Source organism: Bacillus sp. LQ16 (assembly GCF_057784645.1).
Genome location: NZ_CM173491.1, coordinates 2,622,868 through 2,641,661, shown reverse-complemented (window position 1 = coordinate 2,641,661; position 18,794 = coordinate 2,622,868). Strand labels below are relative to the sequence as shown.

At 31.1% G+C, this 18,794-nt stretch carries 19 protein-coding genes and 1 other annotated feature; of the genes, 2 read left to right on the top strand and 17 right to left on the bottom strand.

Annotated features, from left to right (window positions below):
* Positions 1-72: 72 nt before the first annotated feature.
* Complete coding sequence (locus AC3EMB_RS13145) at positions 73-534, top strand: DUF2306 domain-containing protein (RefSeq protein ID WP_098125800.1); 462 nt, start codon at positions 73-75, stop codon at positions 532-534.
* Between the two features lie 133 nt (positions 535-667).
* Here the strand turns inward: AC3EMB_RS13145 and AC3EMB_RS13140 are convergent, their stop codons facing one another.
* The 3 genes from AC3EMB_RS13140 to AC3EMB_RS13130 all read right to left on the bottom strand — a co-directional run bounded on the left by AC3EMB_RS13140 (position 668) and on the right by AC3EMB_RS13130 (position 3,524).
* Positions 668-1,513, bottom strand: a complete 846-nt coding sequence (locus AC3EMB_RS13140) for an SH3 domain-containing protein (protein WP_053564313.1) — start codon at positions 1,511-1,513, stop codon at positions 668-670.
* A 286-nt stretch (positions 1,514-1,799) separates the two neighbouring features.
* Positions 1,800-2,678, bottom strand: a complete 879-nt coding sequence (locus AC3EMB_RS13135) for a glycerophosphodiester phosphodiesterase (RefSeq protein ID WP_078401235.1) — start codon at positions 2,676-2,678, stop codon at positions 1,800-1,802.
* A 45-nt stretch (positions 2,679-2,723) separates the two neighbouring features.
* A complete protein-coding gene (locus AC3EMB_RS13130; protein WP_053564315.1) occupies positions 2,724-3,524 on the bottom strand; it encodes a GNAT family N-acetyltransferase in 801 nt (266 codons plus the stop codon).
* A 510-nt stretch (positions 3,525-4,034) separates the two neighbouring features.
* Here AC3EMB_RS13130 and AC3EMB_RS13125 point away from each other — a divergent pair.
* A complete protein-coding gene (locus AC3EMB_RS13125; RefSeq protein ID WP_053564316.1) occupies positions 4,035-4,739 on the top strand; it encodes a hypothetical protein in 705 nt (234 codons plus the stop codon).
* A gap of 49 nt (positions 4,740-4,788) precedes the next feature.
* On the opposite strand, the gene AC3EMB_RS13120 is transcribed toward AC3EMB_RS13125, so the two are convergent.
* The 14 genes from AC3EMB_RS13120 to AC3EMB_RS13055 all read right to left on the bottom strand — a co-directional run bounded on the left by AC3EMB_RS13120 (position 4,789) and on the right by AC3EMB_RS13055 (position 18,729).
* The gene (locus tag AC3EMB_RS13120) at positions 4,789-5,433 is read right to left on the bottom strand and encodes a methyltransferase family protein (protein WP_488517755.1); all 645 of its coding nucleotides are present in this window, start codon (positions 5,431-5,433) and stop codon (positions 4,789-4,791) included.
* A gap of 22 nt (positions 5,434-5,455) precedes the next feature.
* Positions 5,456-6,253, bottom strand: coding sequence for a MerR family transcriptional regulator (locus tag AC3EMB_RS13115; RefSeq protein WP_069355700.1), 798 nt, complete (start codon positions 6,251-6,253; stop codon positions 5,456-5,458).
* A 263-nt stretch (positions 6,254-6,516) separates the two neighbouring features.
* Positions 6,517-7,812, bottom strand: a complete 1,296-nt coding sequence (locus AC3EMB_RS13110) for an MFS transporter (RefSeq protein ID WP_488517754.1) — start codon at positions 7,810-7,812, stop codon at positions 6,517-6,519.
* A 112-nt stretch (positions 7,813-7,924) separates the two neighbouring features.
* The gene (locus AC3EMB_RS13105) at positions 7,925-9,148 is read right to left on the bottom strand and encodes a MerR family transcriptional regulator (RefSeq protein WP_095690787.1); all 1,224 of its coding nucleotides are present in this window, start codon (positions 9,146-9,148) and stop codon (positions 7,925-7,927) included.
* 503 nt (positions 9,149-9,651) lie between these two features.
* Positions 9,652-10,077 (bottom strand): DUF4879 domain-containing protein, encoded by a 426-nt coding sequence (locus AC3EMB_RS13100; RefSeq protein WP_000472916.1) that lies wholly within the window; start codon positions 10,075-10,077, stop codon positions 9,652-9,654.
* Between the two features lie 502 nt (positions 10,078-10,579).
* A complete protein-coding gene (locus tag AC3EMB_RS13095; RefSeq protein WP_488517753.1) occupies positions 10,580-11,005 on the bottom strand; it encodes an ester cyclase in 426 nt (141 codons plus the stop codon).
* A gap of 240 nt (positions 11,006-11,245) precedes the next feature.
* Positions 11,246-12,052 carry a DegV family protein gene (locus AC3EMB_RS13090; RefSeq protein WP_000831923.1) on the bottom strand — a complete coding sequence of 269 codons (807 nt, stop codon included), beginning with the start codon at positions 12,050-12,052 and terminating at the stop codon, positions 11,246-11,248.
* 199 nt (positions 12,053-12,251) lie between these two features.
* Complete coding sequence (locus tag AC3EMB_RS13085; RefSeq protein ID WP_000639421.1) at positions 12,252-12,758, bottom strand: DUF3189 family protein; 507 nt, start codon at positions 12,756-12,758, stop codon at positions 12,252-12,254.
* Between the two features lie 79 nt (positions 12,759-12,837).
* On the bottom strand, positions 12,838-13,293 hold the full coding sequence (locus tag AC3EMB_RS13080) for a CcdC protein domain-containing protein (protein ID WP_016081410.1): 456 nt from the start codon (positions 13,291-13,293) through the stop codon (positions 12,838-12,840).
* Positions 13,294-13,504: 211 nt separating this feature from the next.
* On the bottom strand, positions 13,505-14,137 hold the full coding sequence (locus AC3EMB_RS13075) for a VanZ family protein (RefSeq protein ID WP_488517752.1): 633 nt from the start codon (positions 14,135-14,137) through the stop codon (positions 13,505-13,507).
* A gap of 225 nt (positions 14,138-14,362) precedes the next feature.
* The gene (locus AC3EMB_RS13070) at positions 14,363-15,388 is read right to left on the bottom strand and encodes a serine hydrolase domain-containing protein (protein ID WP_488517751.1); all 1,026 of its coding nucleotides are present in this window, start codon (positions 15,386-15,388) and stop codon (positions 14,363-14,365) included.
* 227 nt (positions 15,389-15,615) lie between these two features.
* Positions 15,616-16,848, bottom strand: coding sequence for an MFS transporter (locus AC3EMB_RS13065; RefSeq protein WP_086395533.1), 1,233 nt, complete (start codon positions 16,846-16,848; stop codon positions 15,616-15,618).
* A 65-nt stretch (positions 16,849-16,913) separates the two neighbouring features.
* Positions 16,914-17,172, bottom strand: a binding site (T-box leader).
* Between the two features lie 54 nt (positions 17,173-17,226).
* Positions 17,227-18,048, bottom strand: coding sequence for an SDR family NAD(P)-dependent oxidoreductase (locus tag AC3EMB_RS13060; RefSeq protein WP_089171147.1), 822 nt, complete (start codon positions 18,046-18,048; stop codon positions 17,227-17,229).
* Positions 18,049-18,132: 84 nt separating this feature from the next.
* Complete coding sequence (locus AC3EMB_RS13055; protein ID WP_089171146.1) at positions 18,133-18,729, bottom strand: TetR/AcrR family transcriptional regulator; 597 nt, start codon at positions 18,727-18,729, stop codon at positions 18,133-18,135.
* Between the last annotated feature and the right edge of the window lie 65 nt (positions 18,730-18,794).

The window sequence follows — 18,794 nt, the reverse complement described above, 5'->3', positions numbered from 1 at the left end:
GCCGAACTAACTATATTTTTCAACTTTTCTCCTATACTGCAATACTATAAAAATAAAAAAGGAGGAATTATTATGAGCATTTTTAACATTCTTTTAACCATACACATCCTATTTGGAACAATATGCTTAATCACTGGTATTGTAGCGATGGTTGCCCAAAAGAAGAAAGGAAAACATACCGAATGGGGCGAAATATATCATGCATCCTATGTTTTCATTACCCTTACGGCAATAATATTATCCATTATCAACTGGGATAAAATCGCATATTTATTTTATGTAGCAATCTTCTCTTATTCATTTGCGATTTATGGATACCTTGCACGAAAAAAACGTTGGAAAAATTGGCTCCATCACCACATTAGAGGTATGCTAGGTTCTTATATTGGTGCAGTCACCGCACTTTTAGTAAATATCGGCATCCATATTCCCATTTTAAATTTACTTCCGCCAATATGGTTTTGGTTTTTACCCACCTTAATTGGTATCCCCCTCGTAGCCAGTGTATCAAAAAAATATAAAAAGCGTAGTTGAAATTAATTACATTTTGATTACTTTCTGATTATTAGAATGAAAAATTATACTCTATGTATCACGAATGATATTATGAGTGTTCGCCCTATGAATATTTAAAATAAAGAGCCGCCCAACTGGACGGCTCTTATTTTCACTTTACAAACGTAACATATTCACCAGAAACCCATTGATTTCCACCAACATTATACCAACCATCTTTATATCCAAACGATTGATATTTTTCACCTTGATACACGTTTTTCACAATGCCGTAATTTGTTCCAGGGCCGGTACGAACACGCAATACATCCGCGATTATAGTAACTACACCTACACCATCATTTGATGATTGTGAAGTTGCTGGTACATTTCCTCCCGTATAACGAATGTATGATGGATCGTTATAAATCCACTGATCGCCACCTAGATTTAACCAGCCATTTGATTGTCCAAATACTTTGTAGGACTCTCCTTTCCCTAATTGACGAATAACGCCATATCCAGTACCAGGTCCTTTTCGTAAATTTACATTACTACCGTTAATATAAGCAACCCCTACATTATCATTCGACGTGGGAGGAGTCACTACATTTTGAGCACCTTTTCCAAAAGTATCCGTTCCATACCCTTTGTAGTTATATTGCAAATGCGGGCTATCCACAAATCCTTTCCAGTCACCGCCCCATTCAAAACCAATTTGTTTAGCATAACGAATTGCTGATGCCCACGGTTCTTTGTTATAGCCATTCCAATCTTCTGTACCATTCGACTGAATTGGAACAAAATCTAATGCCTGTCCTACTAAGTGATATGAGCGCATCGTTTGTGATGCTCCTTTACGAACATATTCACGTTGTTGCTCGACTGTACGGATTGTTTCATAAATTAACACTTCAATTCCATTGTCGATACAGTACTGATACCACTTAAAAGCTGCAGCTTTCGTATTATCCGCTAATTTATTCAGATTATTTACGTTTCTAGTTTGGTATTTCAATATGCAACATCTCCTTTTCTATTATCATATGCAAAACTCGTCTCATGGGTTGTACATATACCTAGAACGATCCGAAGTACAAATACATAAGAAGCCAATTCATCTAAATAGATTTACATTTCTAGCTTCAAACTTTGTAAACTGAAATCTAAGCAATAAAAAAAAACGCAACCCAGGTCTTCCAGTTGCGGTTTTTGGTATTTTCTTTTTATATGCAACATGCCATCTTACATTGATAACCCTAATATATAGGTTGTGTAAATTTCCCTTTTATGAATAACACTTCTTATTCATGACTTTTCAAATCCAATAATATTGAATGTAAACGATCCGGATAATTAGTAAACATCCCATCGACTCCCCATGAAAGTAACTTTTTCATATCTTTTTCATGATCTACTGTAAATGGATGAACTTCTAATCCGCTTTTCTTTATTTTCTTTACATAATCTGAATCAATATATTTGTAATTCATACCAAGACCTATGCAGTACGTTTTATACTTTTCTATCTCTAATTCTGTTAATTGAACTGCTTTTTTATAAGGTAATAATTGTACTAAAGATATATTACTATTTAAGCTATGAATCTTTTGTAGACTTTCTTCACTAAACGATTGAATAATAACTTTATTCTGTATTTCGTAGTGATTAATAATTTCTAATAATTTTTCTTCCATTCCTGGATATTCATTAGGTGATTTTGTTTCAATATAATAGTTCGCATTTTGCCCAAACGTTTCAACAATTTCTGTTAATGTTGGGACTTTAGCATTTTCAAATTCTTTCTTTGCTAAGTTCGGATATTTTTCGTTGAAAAAAGAATCTGCATTTAGTTGCTTTATTTCTTCTAATGTATGCTCTTTCACTAGCCCAGTACCATTTGTTGTACGGTTTAAGGTTTCGTCATGCATTGCCACTAAATGCCCATCTTTTGTCATTTGGAGATCAATTTCTATATAATCTCCATTCATTTTTTGTCCTAATTTATATGCTGCTATTGTATGTTCAGGCGCATATTCAGAAGCACCTCTATGTGCGATATTTTTTATATGATTTGATTGATTAATAGCTTTAGTATACTTATGTTCATTTATTTTCTGAAAAACAAAGATACTTATTACTATAAAGGCACAAATTATTGTAACGAGATATATCTTTTTCATAACGATTTATAAGCTCCTATATAAAGACGATTTAACTTGAATGATTTACTCAATTAAATGTCGATTTTCCAATACAGTCATTTTGCCGATAGCTTGAAATCCCGATTTTTTATAAATATTGATTCCATCGGGTGAAGCTTGTAATACACAATACGTATTTTTAAATTTATGTGCTTCTTGCAGCAGGAAATTGAACATAGCAGATCCGAACCCTCGTCCTCTCATTCCTTCTTTCGTTGCTATGTCATAAATACCAATACTATCTTTTGAACATATCAATGAACCAACAGTTACGACTTCACCTTCATATAACCCTAAAAATAATTTCATATTCTCACTGTTACATATATCAAGATTAGAAATTTGATTATAGAATGCTTGTACATGTATACCTTCTTCTGATGTGCCGAATAGATCAGCTAACGTTTCTCCAAATTTATTTATTTGTCCAGGTGAAGATGCTTGTTGAATAGTAAAACTTACTGGCATGTTTATTGTTGGGGAAATTGTTTTTAAGTCTGCTACCATCGCAATATTCTGTTCCACTTCTTTTAAACCGATTTTAATTAACTCACTTTTTATATCCCGCTCTTGCTCCTCATCCCATAACCAAACACTCATTGGAAAATTTCTTTGATAATAGTATTCTACCTCTTTATATAATTTCTCGATCCCTTCCGTTAAATTATTGTTTAGTAGAGTGATGATATTAAATGTATCGGCAGGTAATCCACAATCAACAGCAATATAATCTTTCGTTTTTTTTATACTCATTCCGGGCACAAATTGTGCAACATATGAAGTTTTAAATGCAAAGTTATCTAGTAGTAGTTGTTTATAATTCATCAATTGTTCTCCTTTTCATAAAAAGTAACACTCGAATTTTTCTATATTAAATATAACATATTAGAAATTTACCATTTTCTATAAAAAGTACCTCTTTAAATTGTGCTCTATAGTTTAAAATAATTAAAAATGATATAACGTTGTCGGAATGAAAAAAGTGGTATATAATAAATATTAACATTACTAGTAATTATTTTAGGTATTCCTAGAATAAAGGAGCGATACATATGAAAATTACTATTTATTTCGGAAGTCATGAAGATCAAGATGTTCGTACTATGGACTGTCATTTAGATGTAGAAGATACAGAAGAGATTGTTTCTGTATCATAATATAAATAGTTAGGGTAAACCCTATCCCTTACAGCGTTTAAGGCACCTTTTATAAGGTGTCTTTTTTGTTATATTTTCATCAAAAACCCTTTACTTTATAGCGTTTTAATAGTAAAATATAAATATACGAACAAACGTTCTTTTTATTTTAAACGTACATGAAGGGATGATTTTAACAATGGCTCCATTAAAGCGCAGAGGAAGAAAAAAGCAAGCACCTATTATTTCAAATACAGGCTTTATCGGCTCTGTCTTTATTGATACATTGGAGTTACAAAAGAAATCCTATTATTTCGCTCGTAAAAAACTTCAAATTGTTCATCACGTACTAGATGGTCTCTCTGGAGCAACAAGTGCTTTATTTAAAGAACATAACATTTCAGCATACATGTCATGTGTGTATTTACATAAACAAAAGAAAATTGGTTTTGTTCTTTCAACGAAACCATTTGAACAAAGTGATGGCATTGCTTATTTTGTAAATTATTTAATCGAAAAGAATTTTTATGGCGGCCATGATGAAGATGTAGAATATCAAGAAGTATTTAATACAGGTTTTATCGGTGTAGTATTCGCTGATTTATCTAGTATAGATCGCTTTAATTTCGAGTTTGAAATGGGTATGCTAACGAAATTAATGAAAGATATGATTATTCCAGTTAAAGAACTCTTTTTACGCCATAATGTACCGGCTTACATCTCCACTTCTCACTTAGAAGAACAAAACAAATTAGGTTTCGTTCTCTCTGTAAAGCCATATGACGAACGCGCTGAAGCAGATTTATATTTTGAAGCATATTTAAAAGAACGCGGATTATTTATTGGTGATGAAGAAGATGATATTGATAAGATTGTCATTAGAAAAACCGCTGAATTACGATAGAAAAGCGCAGGATGCTGATCCTGCGCTTTTTATAATTTATGAAACTGATTTACCAAATAAACGGTATTAATTTTTTTGTTTTCTGTTTATAGACTGTAAATTGTTCTCCATACTTTTTCTGTAAGTAACCATCAGATTTTGGAATATATTCAAAAACGAATACAAAGAACAGGCCTAGAGGTATAAATAAACTATAAATATTGCTAGCGATAAATGCTAAACCTAACACCCAAAGGCAATCCCCCAGATAATTAATATGAATCGCATATTTAAATAAACCACCTGTATATAGCTTACCTTGATTTACAGGATTGTCTTTAAAGGATTTTCTAAGTAGCTCTGAAACTGTGTTTAACATACTTCCTCCTAAAAACAATATCCAACCTATTGTAAGTAATATTAAATTAGGATCCTGATTACTAGTAATCATTAAGATTGGAAAACCTAAATAATAAATTCCAAAAGCAATACTGTTCATAATGGCTTCTTGCCATGAAATCCCTCTAGGCAACCATATAAACATCATAGCCGTTAATCGTAAAGCGGTGATAATCAAAGCTATAAACAGCCCTATTGAAATGCCTGGTTTGAAATAAGTAATGAAAAGTAAGTAATACGCAATGACTAGATAAATAATCTCAGTAACTAAAATTAATATTTTTTCTTTTATTGTTGGCCGGTTTATACCATACATTGTGATACGCTCCTTCCTTTATTCATTTTATAGGAAAATAAACTTCTATGATATTATTCTCCTCCTGTGTGCTATAAGGATTCGTTTTATAAACTTCAAACGGAGCTCCATTCAGTTTATAATTATTTTCTTCAATCCAAACATGTAGCTTTGTATGAATAAAAGGTAATTCTTCGTAAGAACCAATAAGCGTAGCCATTGCGCAAAGACCGGGATTAAACACTTTTGTTTTATTTGTGGCTTCTGCAAGGGGAATCGCAATTTCAACATCATAATTTTCAGGTACATATTCTGAACTATGGAATATAGCAAGTGGTTTTGCACTAGGTAATAAATTTTCAAATAAAATTTTACTAAACAACTCATTAAAGTGTGTTAGGAAATCAGCGGTATTAATTTGTTTTCGCTGAGATAATATATTATAGGTTAAGTGATTTACAAGATTAATCTCAATACGATTTAAGTAACCTATGATACTTTCCTCTTCATTTAATTGTTGAATATCAAGCTTTAATTTTTTTAATAAAGAAGAATAATATGTTATCTGCTGTGTTAGATTTTCTTGTTTGCCTTTCATTTTAGAGTTAAGCAATTCAGTATTCTCCCGATCTTCTAAAATATCCTTAATTTCTTCCAGCGAAAATAAATAAGTTTTTAATCGTGTAATCAATAAGGCTATTTCTAATTGGAAAATATCATAGTAGCGATAGCCATTCTTAGCGTCTATGAAAGCTGGTTTTAAAAGCCCAATTTCATCATAATAGCGCAGCGTCTTCATTGTAAGATGAGATATTTTTGAAAACTCTCCAATTGAAAGCATAATACTCACCTCCTGTATTTAATTATTTTAAATATACTGCTTCCTGTAAGGGGAAGGTCAATCAACAAAGTTAAATTTTATTATTGTATTTCGGAACGATATTCATCCCCTCAACCTACAATTTTAAAGTATTCTCCAAAACGAATATGTAATCTTTTCAAAATTGTTCATGGGAAATCAGCCCATTTTTTCGTTTTATAGTATTTGCATTTCTTAACTTGAAAAATGTAGTAGTATCCATTCTATAAATAATCTAAGATCTACTAAGCGCTATAATCTTTCGAGTGAACTTCTAATATGAAACAATTCGATGAAACTTTAATTACTATTAAATATAAGATTCCCCCTACAATTGTAATCATGTAGGCTGGAATATAATTTAATAATAGACCGGATAGCGCCATTGCTATAGGAAGCATCATTTTACTTATACTTAATCCAATGCTGAGAACCCTCCCTCTATATTCATCAGGAATCTCTTTTTGCATGAAATAAGCTATAGGTATATCAATAAGCACTATAATTAGTCCTAAAAAGAACATAACAACACAATAGGTAATAACGTATACAAAATCATTTACCTCAAAACTTTTGAATAAAACTGGAATTCCTGAAATAATCATAAAAACCGCCAACATAAAGCTTAACTTTTTCAAAAGATAAGCGTAAGAAAAACGATCGGTTATCTTTTTTACTAAAATCGCACCAATTATCATGCCTACTGGAAAAGTCCCTTGAATCATACCAAATTGTTTAGAACCAAGATCGAGAACTGTATTAATAATGTATGGCAATGGAACAGTTACAGCAAACCCTAAAAAGAAATTAAGAGAAATTAAAATACTAAAAGTATTTTTTAAGCTTTTCCGCTCCAATAAATAAGAGTATCCCTCCTTTATATCTTCAATAAAATTAATTTCTCTAATTGAACATTCCTCATTTATGTTTTGCTCAAACAATTTAAAGTTAATAAACAATATGGAAATAGCCGAAAGGATAAATGAAATACCATTTATAATTATAAAAATTTTAATATCAAAGACTGCAAAAACAATCCCCCCTAACATAGGCCCTAGAATTAAAGATATAGAATCGATAATTTTACTTATAGAATTAATACTCATTAACCGCTCTTTAGTGACCATATTCGGTTTTACGGCCTCTAAACCTATTCCAAAAAAAGTTGTAAATACTGTCATAAGAAAGGTAGTAGTATAAATGATGAATAAGTTTAATCCATAATAGCTGCTTAATATATAAACAGTTATTAATAAGCATCCGCTTAGTAAATCCATGCAAATAACCAGTTTCTTTTTATCAACCTTATCAGCAATGACACCGGCAAATGGATTCATAACAATCATTGGAATCGTTCCTAATATGAGCGAAATTGCAAAATTTAACGCAGATCCGGTTATTTGTAAAACATACAATCCTAATGCAAAACTATAAATAGAGCTACCAAATAGTGATACTGTTTTTGCAATTGAATATAAACAAATATTTCTTAGTTCTTGGTTTCTTTTTTCATTTTCTATATGTAATCGTAAACTTCCCATCACTTTTCCCCCTGCCTAACTTTGTGTTACGTACATTGTAAGTTCTTGGGTCAACCCAATAGCAATATGTACTATTTGAAAATTTTTAAGGGGAAATAAATAAAAGATGGGGTTAACCCCATCTTTTTCCGAAAAATGAATATGTATAAATTTCTTCTCCTTGAACAAAGAAATCTTCGTACCTTCCCCCTCGTATCAAATAATTTGAAGTACTTTCATCAATAGATTGAAACTGTAAATTTTCGATTTCTTTTGTTACTTTTGCAGATGTAAAATTTTCTCTGAGTCTAGGTGCAATTTGGCTATTTATACTAAATTTATTAAATAAAATAAATGAACTTAATAAATAACAATTGTGTTTAAAAAGGGAATTTAATTCGCACAATAAGAACTCCTCATGTTCAAAACTATAATTACTTGTACCTGATTGATCGATTACAATATCAACAGAATTATTCTGAATAGGTATGTTTAGAAAGTCGGCACAGATAAATAACATATTTCTTTTCACATTTCTTCTCTCAATTACATCTTTTAAAAGTAAAAGTTTATTCAAATCTCGATCAACAGCAATATATAAACACTCTTCCGGTAGTTCTTCATAAATATTTCGTAAAAAGAACCCAATACCAGACCCTAAATCAAGTAGTATTTTTTCATTTAAATCTAATTGCATTAGTTTCTTTTTCGCCCATTCCCCTCCTCTTTGAACATTTTCCAAAAAAGCAGTATCAGTTTCATGAATATAATCCGAAATAGAATCTTCAAGTGATTTCTTTTCATACGCTTTCAATGAGTTACCCGCTGTTAAAACCCCTGAAATAATCGTGTATTTTTCACCACAATTACAAATTAACTTTCCCTCAATAATTTTATTCTTATTAATAATGCCATCTTCAAGAATTAAATTTCCGTTACACTTAACACATTTAAATAAATGAAGTACTTTTAAATCTACCCCTAAAATTGAACTCGAAATTTCAGTTTCTATAGATAAATTATGTAACACTTCCTTTAATTTGCATTTTCGTTCCTCTAAAGTTTTTATTTCTTGTTCAATCTTTTCATATTTTACTTTAAATAAAGATTGATAAAAATTATCCTTTTCATAGTCTAAGGATTTCCCTAAATTTTTATAAAGAAACAGTTCTTTAATTTCATACAAGCTAAACCCTAGCCATTTGTACTCTAATATAAGTTCTATATCCTTTTGACAATACTCGTCAAAAAAATAGTGACTTCCTTTTTTCTCGGGAATAACGAGTCCGAGATCCATATAATGTCTAATCGTATCTACACTTACATTATTTACTTCTGCAAACTTACTGATTTTCATCCTAATCACTACCATTTATATATTTGTTTATACATACTTCTTTATTATTTTAAAAAATCCTTTCATCTCCCTATACAAAATTATTTATGTTATGAAAAAGATGTAATTAATTTTAAAGTTACGCCACATACCCATCAAGCTAAGCTTATATAAGTTTAGCTCCTCTTTTTTAATTTTAAATTTAAAAAAGAGGAGCAGGTAGTACGTTTATGTTTATATATCTAAAAACTGTGAGTTCATGGGTGACTTAAAAACTGCGGCGTAAGTACTACAGTTTCTTCCTTCTTCATTGAGTTGAAATATGTAAAGTTACGTACTTTAACTGTAGTGGACTTGTACTACGCGTTCATATTAATTTTATAGACGTTTAAGGATTTTGTTTTATGGGTAGTATTCTTGCTGTGAAATCAGGATTGTAAATATAGATGAACGTGATTCAAATCAAAAAAGGTACTCCTAGAAGTACCTTTTTTACTATTCTATATGTGCGAACGCTTTCAAAATTATTGGATATAAATTGATGTACGCATTGTATTAAATGGTGCATTTATAGATGTCTTTTGGTACTCAAAAGTTCCTTGTTGGTGTCCAGAAGCATCCCATTTATAATACCAGCCAACGATTGGTCTTCCGCCAATTATAGTGGAATCAATACTTTTTACATTAGAACCATTCATTTTAGCAAATGGGTTTTGGCCATAGCCCATTTCTTTCGTTGTAATATATAAGTATTTTCCCCCGTGGTTACGCGATGTGCTGAAGCTGTTCTGATTAATTGTTTCTACCCCGCCTAGCTCAGACTCTACTTGTACGACGTTTAGTGAAGTAAGTGGTGCTGCTGGTCCAGCTGAAGCTTCTGTTGCCATTCCTAATCCGACGAACGCTGTGATTGCTAACGATGAAATCCCTAGTGCTGCTTTTTTAAACATAAAAAACATCCCCTTCCATCTATTGTTTTCTCTTTCATTTTTAATATAATCCTAATAACCTTATATGTAAATAGATTGTAGCTGTATAAATATTAGTGCGAATATTCTATTATATATTTCTACAATTCTATTACTCAATATGAATGATTTACAGTGCAAAACGAAATAGACATTACAAATTGATTCTATTATTTTCATTATTAACTAGCGTATACCGAATTTAAACCATATGAACCATTGTCGCTATTTTTTTTTTGGTTCATAAACAGATGCCTATATTTCTTGTTACTGTATAATAATGTTACATCAAACTGATGTCAGTACACATAGAAACAATAAAAGAGAGCATATTTTAAAAGATTTATTAAAAAAAGCTCTCTTTTTATTAATTTGAATGAATCTTTCAGTAAAAAAGTACATTGATTTGTATCCTTTATGTAACAGAAATAATCGTTTTAAAAATCTTGTTTTTATGCTTTTTCCTATTATTCTTAAAGATAATTTATTGAATATTTTTATTGTATTCTAATTGATTTTGAATTCCTGATCTATCAATTTGAATCCAATACTCTGAAATTTTCCCGTTTTCTATTCTATACACTGCACTTGCTATTTGAATTATAGGGAGACCTGTAGGTTCATACCCATCTATTTCTCCTATGTGTGTACCTACTTGTTTCCAGCGTACATATACTTTACTATCTTGTACTAATAATTCTTGAATTTCTAAAGAAAAATTCCCATATACTTCAATCATCTCTCTTACATGCTCAGCGTAGTCTTTCGGCGATCTGTATACTGTTTGTTCCTCTTCAGATATAACTTGATGTGCCAATACTTTATCTGCCATATATCGATTTGAAAAATCTGGATTAATCCCTGAACGCACTTCTTTAAAGAAATTTCTGATAATTATTTCCGGTTTCATTAAACATCCCCCTTAAAAATAAATCCAATTCTAATATCCCCTGAATGTATCGGATAAGTGTTATATTTTCATTCTCACTCTTTCTTAATAAACATGTCAAGTTTGTAGTGTTGACATGAAAATTGTAAACTTGCTTATGCCTCGTATTTATCATATTTTATATCCAATATTCCTAAGCTTCTGTATTCTAATTTCATTTTAATTAAATAAAAAACCCGTGAATAATTCACGGGTTTTACTTTAATAACTAATTGCTATTGTTCCTTCACCTGCATGAACCGCAAATGAAATTGGTAATGGATATAATTTGAAATCCATTTCAGGGAATGCTTGTCTAATATCTGCAATCCATTCCTCGGCTCCATCTTTATCATTAGCATGGAACATATGAAGTACTTTTGGTAATTCTTTTTCAAGTTCATTTTTAATATATTCTCGACATTTTTGGATTTTACGAACTTTCTTTTCAAGTAAAAGCTCTCCACCTTTTACTTCTAATATTAAGTTAACACTTAATAAACTTCCAAGTAAAAATTGAATGCCCTTTACACGACCACTTGCATATAAACCTTTTAAGCTTTTTGGGAATACATGAAAAGGTCTTCTTTTTTCATCTACTAATGTTTTGTGTATATCTTGTAAAGTCATACCATCATTGTATAACGATTTCGCTTTTCTAATTAGTTCATCCATTGGATAACTTGTTGTTTCACTATCTAATACCGTTAATGGAAAACCTGCCATTTCTGCAGCTAGCTTCATATTTTGATAGGTTCCACTTACTTTTCCGCTAATAGCAACTGCAAATCCTTCTTCATATTCTTCTTTGCATTTCGTAAATAACTCTACCATTTCCCCAATATTAGGTTGTGAAGTAGTGACTGTTTTACCTTCGTTTAACGCATTATAAACACGTTCACGTACACCTTCTTCACAATCTTTGTACGACATTCCATCAATAATAACTTCGATTGGGATAACAAAGTTATCTCCTTCTGTTTTAAAATTCGCAGTTGTACTATCAGTAATCCAAGCAACACGCTTCATGTTGTTCCTCCCTTAATTCAATTCCTCTTTTCTAATTTTTCTATATATTTATGTTATAAAAAGAGAATATCCCTGTAATAGTAACAGGACTTTATTGTTTTGGCTATAGTAGATGCATATTAAATGTGACTATTTCTTGTCTATTTCACAAATAAAAAAGAAAATCAAGGAATTTGCTCGATTTTCTTCTTATCATATACTATTTAAAAGTTTCATTATCTAAAATTACAACATAATCATTCGTTAATCGTCCAGCTTCTTTAGTATAACTAACAAGCCTTTGTATATTATCACAGCAAATTTTTGCTCCCCATACGAGTAACGGTACGCCAATAAAATCGATATGGAACCTTCTAGAAAACAGACCACCAAAAGTCATTGGTAAAGGTACGGTTGGTGATGTATTAGAAAAAATAATTTTTTCATGACTTTGATAATGTTTTTGCAAGATTTCTCCTAAATGCTTCATCGCAGGTACAACAACTTTTGATGCGCCACATCCAATCGTATATACAGGATGACCATGTTCATCAATTCCATGAAAAATAATTTTTCCCATATCTTCTGTTTTCAATTTATTAAAGTAATCTACATTCAAAATTTCTTCTTTCGTTAACTTACGATCCGTTGGTAATTTATTTAAATGATACGCTGCAGCAAGTGAAGTTGTATGTGTGCCGCCGAAGTCTGTGTAAATGTATATCATATTATCATCCCTTGTTATAAAAGTTCAATGTTAATTAGTATTACCGTTCTTAGCAATGTTAAACAAGGGATGAATGTATTTACGCTTTTTGTGTTAATTCATTATATTTTTTCCAAATATAATAACATCTACTAATCACGGTGCCTAATGTAATACATAAAAAGGCGTTTGTTACAACCATTAATGTCTGGTGTGTACTACCAGAAAACATACTTTGTTTAATTATAATTTTTGCTCCTAAAATAACAAGAAGGATTATTGTACTTACCCAATTTCCTTTTCGTAGTACATGACCTGTTTCACTATCTACTCGAAATGTTAAAGCTCTTCCTCGTATAATTCCAAGACCTAGGCCGATTCCAAGCATTACAACAAACAGTAGTCCTTGCAACAAAGTTATTTGTCCCGCATGAATAATGGACTGGATTGTTACAAAGCACAACAAAGCCGGAATGAGCCAAATACGGTTTATTTTCACTTTTCGTTCTTTACTTTGCATCAAAACAATAATAAGAATAACAAGTAAAATATCCATTTAGAATCCTCCCATAAACTTGTTTATCTTTAAAAATTATATTCTCCCCTTTTCATTCCATACTTGAAATACGATAGCTACTTTCAATTGTAAGATGGGAAATGTGATTCCTCATCAGCCTTAAGCATTATTTTTAAAAATAAAAAGACGTACAATTAAAAAGTACGTCTTCAATAATTTTATTAATATATTCATAACCTCGTTTAAATTTTTATTTATCAACTAATTTTACACCTTTAGAATTAGTTTTATCTAACACTCGAATGTTACATTTATTAGCCATTTTTAAAAAGATTTTATAAATACAATATCCCAAAATAGAACCTAGAACGTTACAGATTACATCATCAATATCAGTAATACGTCCCACTCCACTAAATAAAGACTGAATTAATTGTAGCAATTCAATACTAACTGATATAGTAAATCCTAATAAAATAGTATTTTTGAATTTCGTATATTTATCCCATAAGATTGGTGCTAAAAATCCTAAAGGCATTAATAATAAAATATTCCCGCCTACATTTCTTACAATTAGACCAATCATAAATAGGGCATCCCCATCATAAGCACTACCAATTTGATTGATATCTTTAATAATTGATGCAAATGGTATTATATTGACCGATCGATTCAAATTTTCAATATTAGAAGGAAAACCGATTGGTAAAGGGAATAAAGTTACTGCAACAACCATACAAATGTAGACCACGAATAAAAAACTTATTATTTCTTTCCACCAAATCATATGTTTTTTATTTTTTGTACCAATTAATATTCCACGTACAATTAAATAACAAATAACCCCTAAAATAATAAACAAACTACCGTTGATCATATACAAATTGTTAACACATCCTTTCATATGAATTAATAATTTAAATTTACAATTATATAGTAATGTTTTTTAATTTAAAAATCCATATAAACATATGTAATTGTGCAGAATTACAAAAACCCCTTATTTAATAAATAAAGGGTTCCTCGTTAACTAAAATATTTTTCAGAACAGAAACAATCATAAACCCATTTAAATTATTTTCGTATCTCTTCTTTTATATCCATATAATTAAAAAGCTCTTTCTATTTCTGTCATTAATTTTTCAGGTCCTGCCTCTTTATTCGATGGAATAACTAAAGTGATTCCTAATTCTGGATATATGGCCGAGCGAAAACTGACGCCTGGATCATATCCCATTACATGATATTTGAATACCTTGTTTTCTCGTGTTTCAATCCATATTCCATATCCGTAAGACTGTTTATCATTTACATGAATGTGGGGAGTTAAAAGTAACTTTGTATATTCCTTTCCTAAAATTTCATTATTAAATAGTGCCGCCCAAAATTTCAACATGTCTGGTGCAGTAACATATGCACCTCCATCAGTCCCTCCTTTTATTGGTATAGCGTAAGCGTTTGTTCTCCAATTTTGGTTGGTTTCGTCCTTTATATATCCTAGAGCTGTATGTCTTGGTAATTTATCTAACGAAAAATAGCCAGAATCATTCATGCCAATCGAATTAAAAATGTTTGTTTCTATATACTCCGTAAATTTAAGTCCCGTCTGTTCTTCTATTATTAATCCAAGTATGATAAAACCTGCGTTGTTGTAGTGAAACTTACTCCCAGGTGCAAACATCATATTACTGTTTTGGAATAATGGTAAAAAGTCTTTTAAGCTCTTTAATAGATACATAGGTGTTTGTTTCCAAAGATCCTCGAAGTTATCCATAATACTTTCATCAAAATAATCTGGTATACCAGAGCTATGCGTTAGTAGTTGATGTATTGTAATATCTTCATCGAAGTTTGGAAGTTTTATCTCTAGACAATCCTTTAATTTTGTATGAAAAGAAATAACACCTTTTTCAACAAGTTGACAGATTCCAATTGCAGTGAAAATTTTACATCCTGAGGCAATGCCAAATCTTGTTTGTATCGTATTGTTTATACATTCACTTTGGTTTGCGTAACCCATTGCTTTTTCATAGATTATGTCTTTTTCTTTTTTTACTAAAACTACCCCAGAGAAATCTATTTTCTTTTGTATTTCTTTTACAATTTTATTAATTTCATCTTTTGTTTTTATCACAACAACCACCCTTATCTTTCGGTATTGTTCTTTCCCCTTATTAAATACGATAAATTGTTAATGAGAACACAAAGTTCATTTCGAATGTATTCCGCTATTTGTGGGCAGTAGGACCCCCATCTCAAAATTCAGCGAAAGCAAAGAAGTTAAGTGGGGACCCTGCTGCCCGTAAAAGCCCGATTGGTGAGGGCTGATAATCAGTGGGGGATGCCCCCCTGATTAAAGTTTCACTTTATTGATTCAGTAGAATACAACTTAGATTGTGATGGGAATAAAGTAAACACACACAAGACGATAGTAATAAATAACATGATCAATGAACCTACAATAACTACAAGTTGTATAGAAATGAACTGAGTCGCAACACCAGATAATATTGTAATAAAGATTGTTACTAACGCAATAACAAGTCCATATATACTTCCGATCCGTCCCATTATATGAACGGGAACGTTATTTTGGTAAAACGTATAAAAGCCTGTATTTGCATATGCCATAGAGAAAGATAAAATAAAGAATCCAATAGCAGCTATTAAAAATATATTTGAAAAAGCATAAATTAAATAACCAATTGCGATGAATAATGATCCTATTCCAATTAGAAATGAAGGTGCTAATTTCTTTGACAAAATTGTATTTGTTATGGCACCTAAAATAAATCCTGCACCAGCTATACTAACTAGAAAACCATATTCACTATCTGTTAGTAGTAATACCTCTTTCGCAAACGATAGTTCAAGTGAATCAGTAGCGGTTGCTAATACGAACATACTTTGAAATAAGAAATACACACATACGACATACACATGTTTTCTACTAAAATTTATAACAGTGTTCCAATCTTTTTTTAATACTGTAAGAGATAATGTATTACTTGTTGTATCCGAAGCTTCTTTCTTATCAAGATTAGGTAAAAGTAATGTAATGAATCCTGATAAGAGAAATGCTATAGCATTCATATATATAGCAAACTCTGGTGTACCTGCAATTAATAATCCCCCCGCTACTGCTGGTCCAATTAATGATGCACCAGATCCTATTAAAGTACGTAATGAGTTGAAACGTTGTCTTTGCTCTACTGGAATTAATTTCGTCATATACGTCATAGCAGTTGGCTCATAAATTGCACTGGCCATACTTATAAAGAATACGAATACATAAACAATCCAAAGTGACGGAAGTAAAGGTAAAATAGCGATAAATAACGCACGATATATATCGAGGTGAATCATTAATTTCCGTTTATTTAAACGATCAATCATACTCCCAGACCAAGCATTTGTAAATAAAGTAGCTAATGGTTTTATTACATATAAAGTAGCAACAGCTAAGGCTGAGCCACCCATATTATAGACAAGTACATTCAGTGCTATTAAGTAAATCCATGCCCCTAAATTCGCAATACCAACTCCGGACAATAGTAATAAAGGATATTTCCAATCTTTAAGTAAATTTTTCATTTTTGGCCCCCGCTTTCAAAATTGTTTTACAACAATAAAAAAATCCCACCCCCAAGACTTTTAATCTTAGGGACGAGATTTATCATCGCGGTGCCACCCTAGTTTGTTAATATGTCACCATACTAACCTTATCAGGTACTGCATTCTAATTCATGCTTATACCATAGCTCTATAACGGGAGCTCCCGTCACACCATCCCCTAATAATAGGTTCCGATGTGCTGCTCAGAGGCTTGGTTCAATAAAGAATTTTTACTCCTTTTCAGCTACATGGAGCTCTCTGTGAAAAATTCATTTTATTTACTCTTCTCTTCACTGCATTTATTTTTTCCATATTATCACATATACATTTAACTGTAAATAAACAATAATCAGACATTTATATTTTCGTCATTTTTGCTTTACGACCAATTCGACATACGAAACGCATTAGCTTTTTATGAAGATAAGGAAATAAAGTAAAGAATACGTCCATCGTTTTTTTTAATGGCATTGGACAAATTACTAATTTATTTTTATGAATAGCTTTCAGTGCAATTTCAGCAAACTTGTCAGCTGAAATTGGCTTATTTGTTTTTAGTTGTTTTATAATTTGATTCTTATTCATATTAATTGCAATTGATTTTTCAAATATGGGTGTATCTACAAAAGTTGGACAAAGCACACTTACATTTACACCGTATTCTTCCGCCTCATAATGTAATGAAGTTGTTAAACCTACGATAGCATGTTTGGTTGTTGCATACGCGGTACAAAAGGGAGCTGGTCCTAAACCAGTTGCAGAAGCAGTATTAATGATATGACCAAATCCTTGTTTTTTCATGAATTGGTAAGCCAATTGTGTCCCGTAAATTACTCCTAATAAATTTATTTCAATAATATGTTTCCAATCATCCAAAGACATATCGAATACTTCTCCATACATAGCAATTCCTGCATTATTAAACATATAATCAATTCTACCAAACTCATTAACTATTTTTATAATAAGTTCTTCTACGGATCCAGCGTTAGTAACATCTAAATATTCGAACCTAGCTAGTTGATTATTATTTTTTATATTATTCACAAGGACTTGGCCACAAGTTTCATTAATATCAGCGATAATTACAAATATATCTTTATTTGCTAATTGAATGGCTAAAGCTTTACCAATACCAGAAGCGCCGCCAGTTATAATTGCGATTTTTTGCTCATCCATATAAATAACCTCCTGTTGTTTATGCATAAAATGAAAACGGACGAGTGTAAGGATTTGAACAATCGTTCTAATTCGCGTGTCACGCTACATAAATTTGTTTGAAATAGAGAGTAAAAAAATTTTAATAGCTTCTTCAAATAAAACTTCTAATTTCTCCATTTCAATTGAATGAATGAATTGACATAATCCACCTAGCCATGAACCTAATAAAAGGCATGAACCCTCAACATTTTTCATATAAAACTCACCACTTTTTATACCTTCATCTAAAATTTGTTGATATGCCTTTAAAGGGACAACAGCTAAACCATAAAGTTGTTGAACTGTAGAAGGATTCGTGCTCGGATCAGAGGCAAGTTCTTGCCCCGCTCTTAATAACGGCGTTTTGTAATTATAAAGTACAAATTTAGCCATTCCATATAATTTTTCAGTTGCGTTTGTATACTGTTTTTCTGCCATTTCCCATTTATCATGCCAGTTTTTCATACTGTCTTTAGCTAAATAAACAAATAATTCTTCTTTATTTTTATAATGATAATATATATGTCCTTTACTATAACCAGAGGCTTTAGCAATGTTATCAATGGAGGTTCTTGTATACCCTTTTAAGGAAAATAACTCTATCGCTTTTTCTGCTATTATTTCTTTGGCTAAATCACTATCATATCGTCTTTTATTCAATGTAGACTCCTTCCATCGTTTAATACAAAAATTGAACAATCGTTCTAATTTCAATATATGTAAGT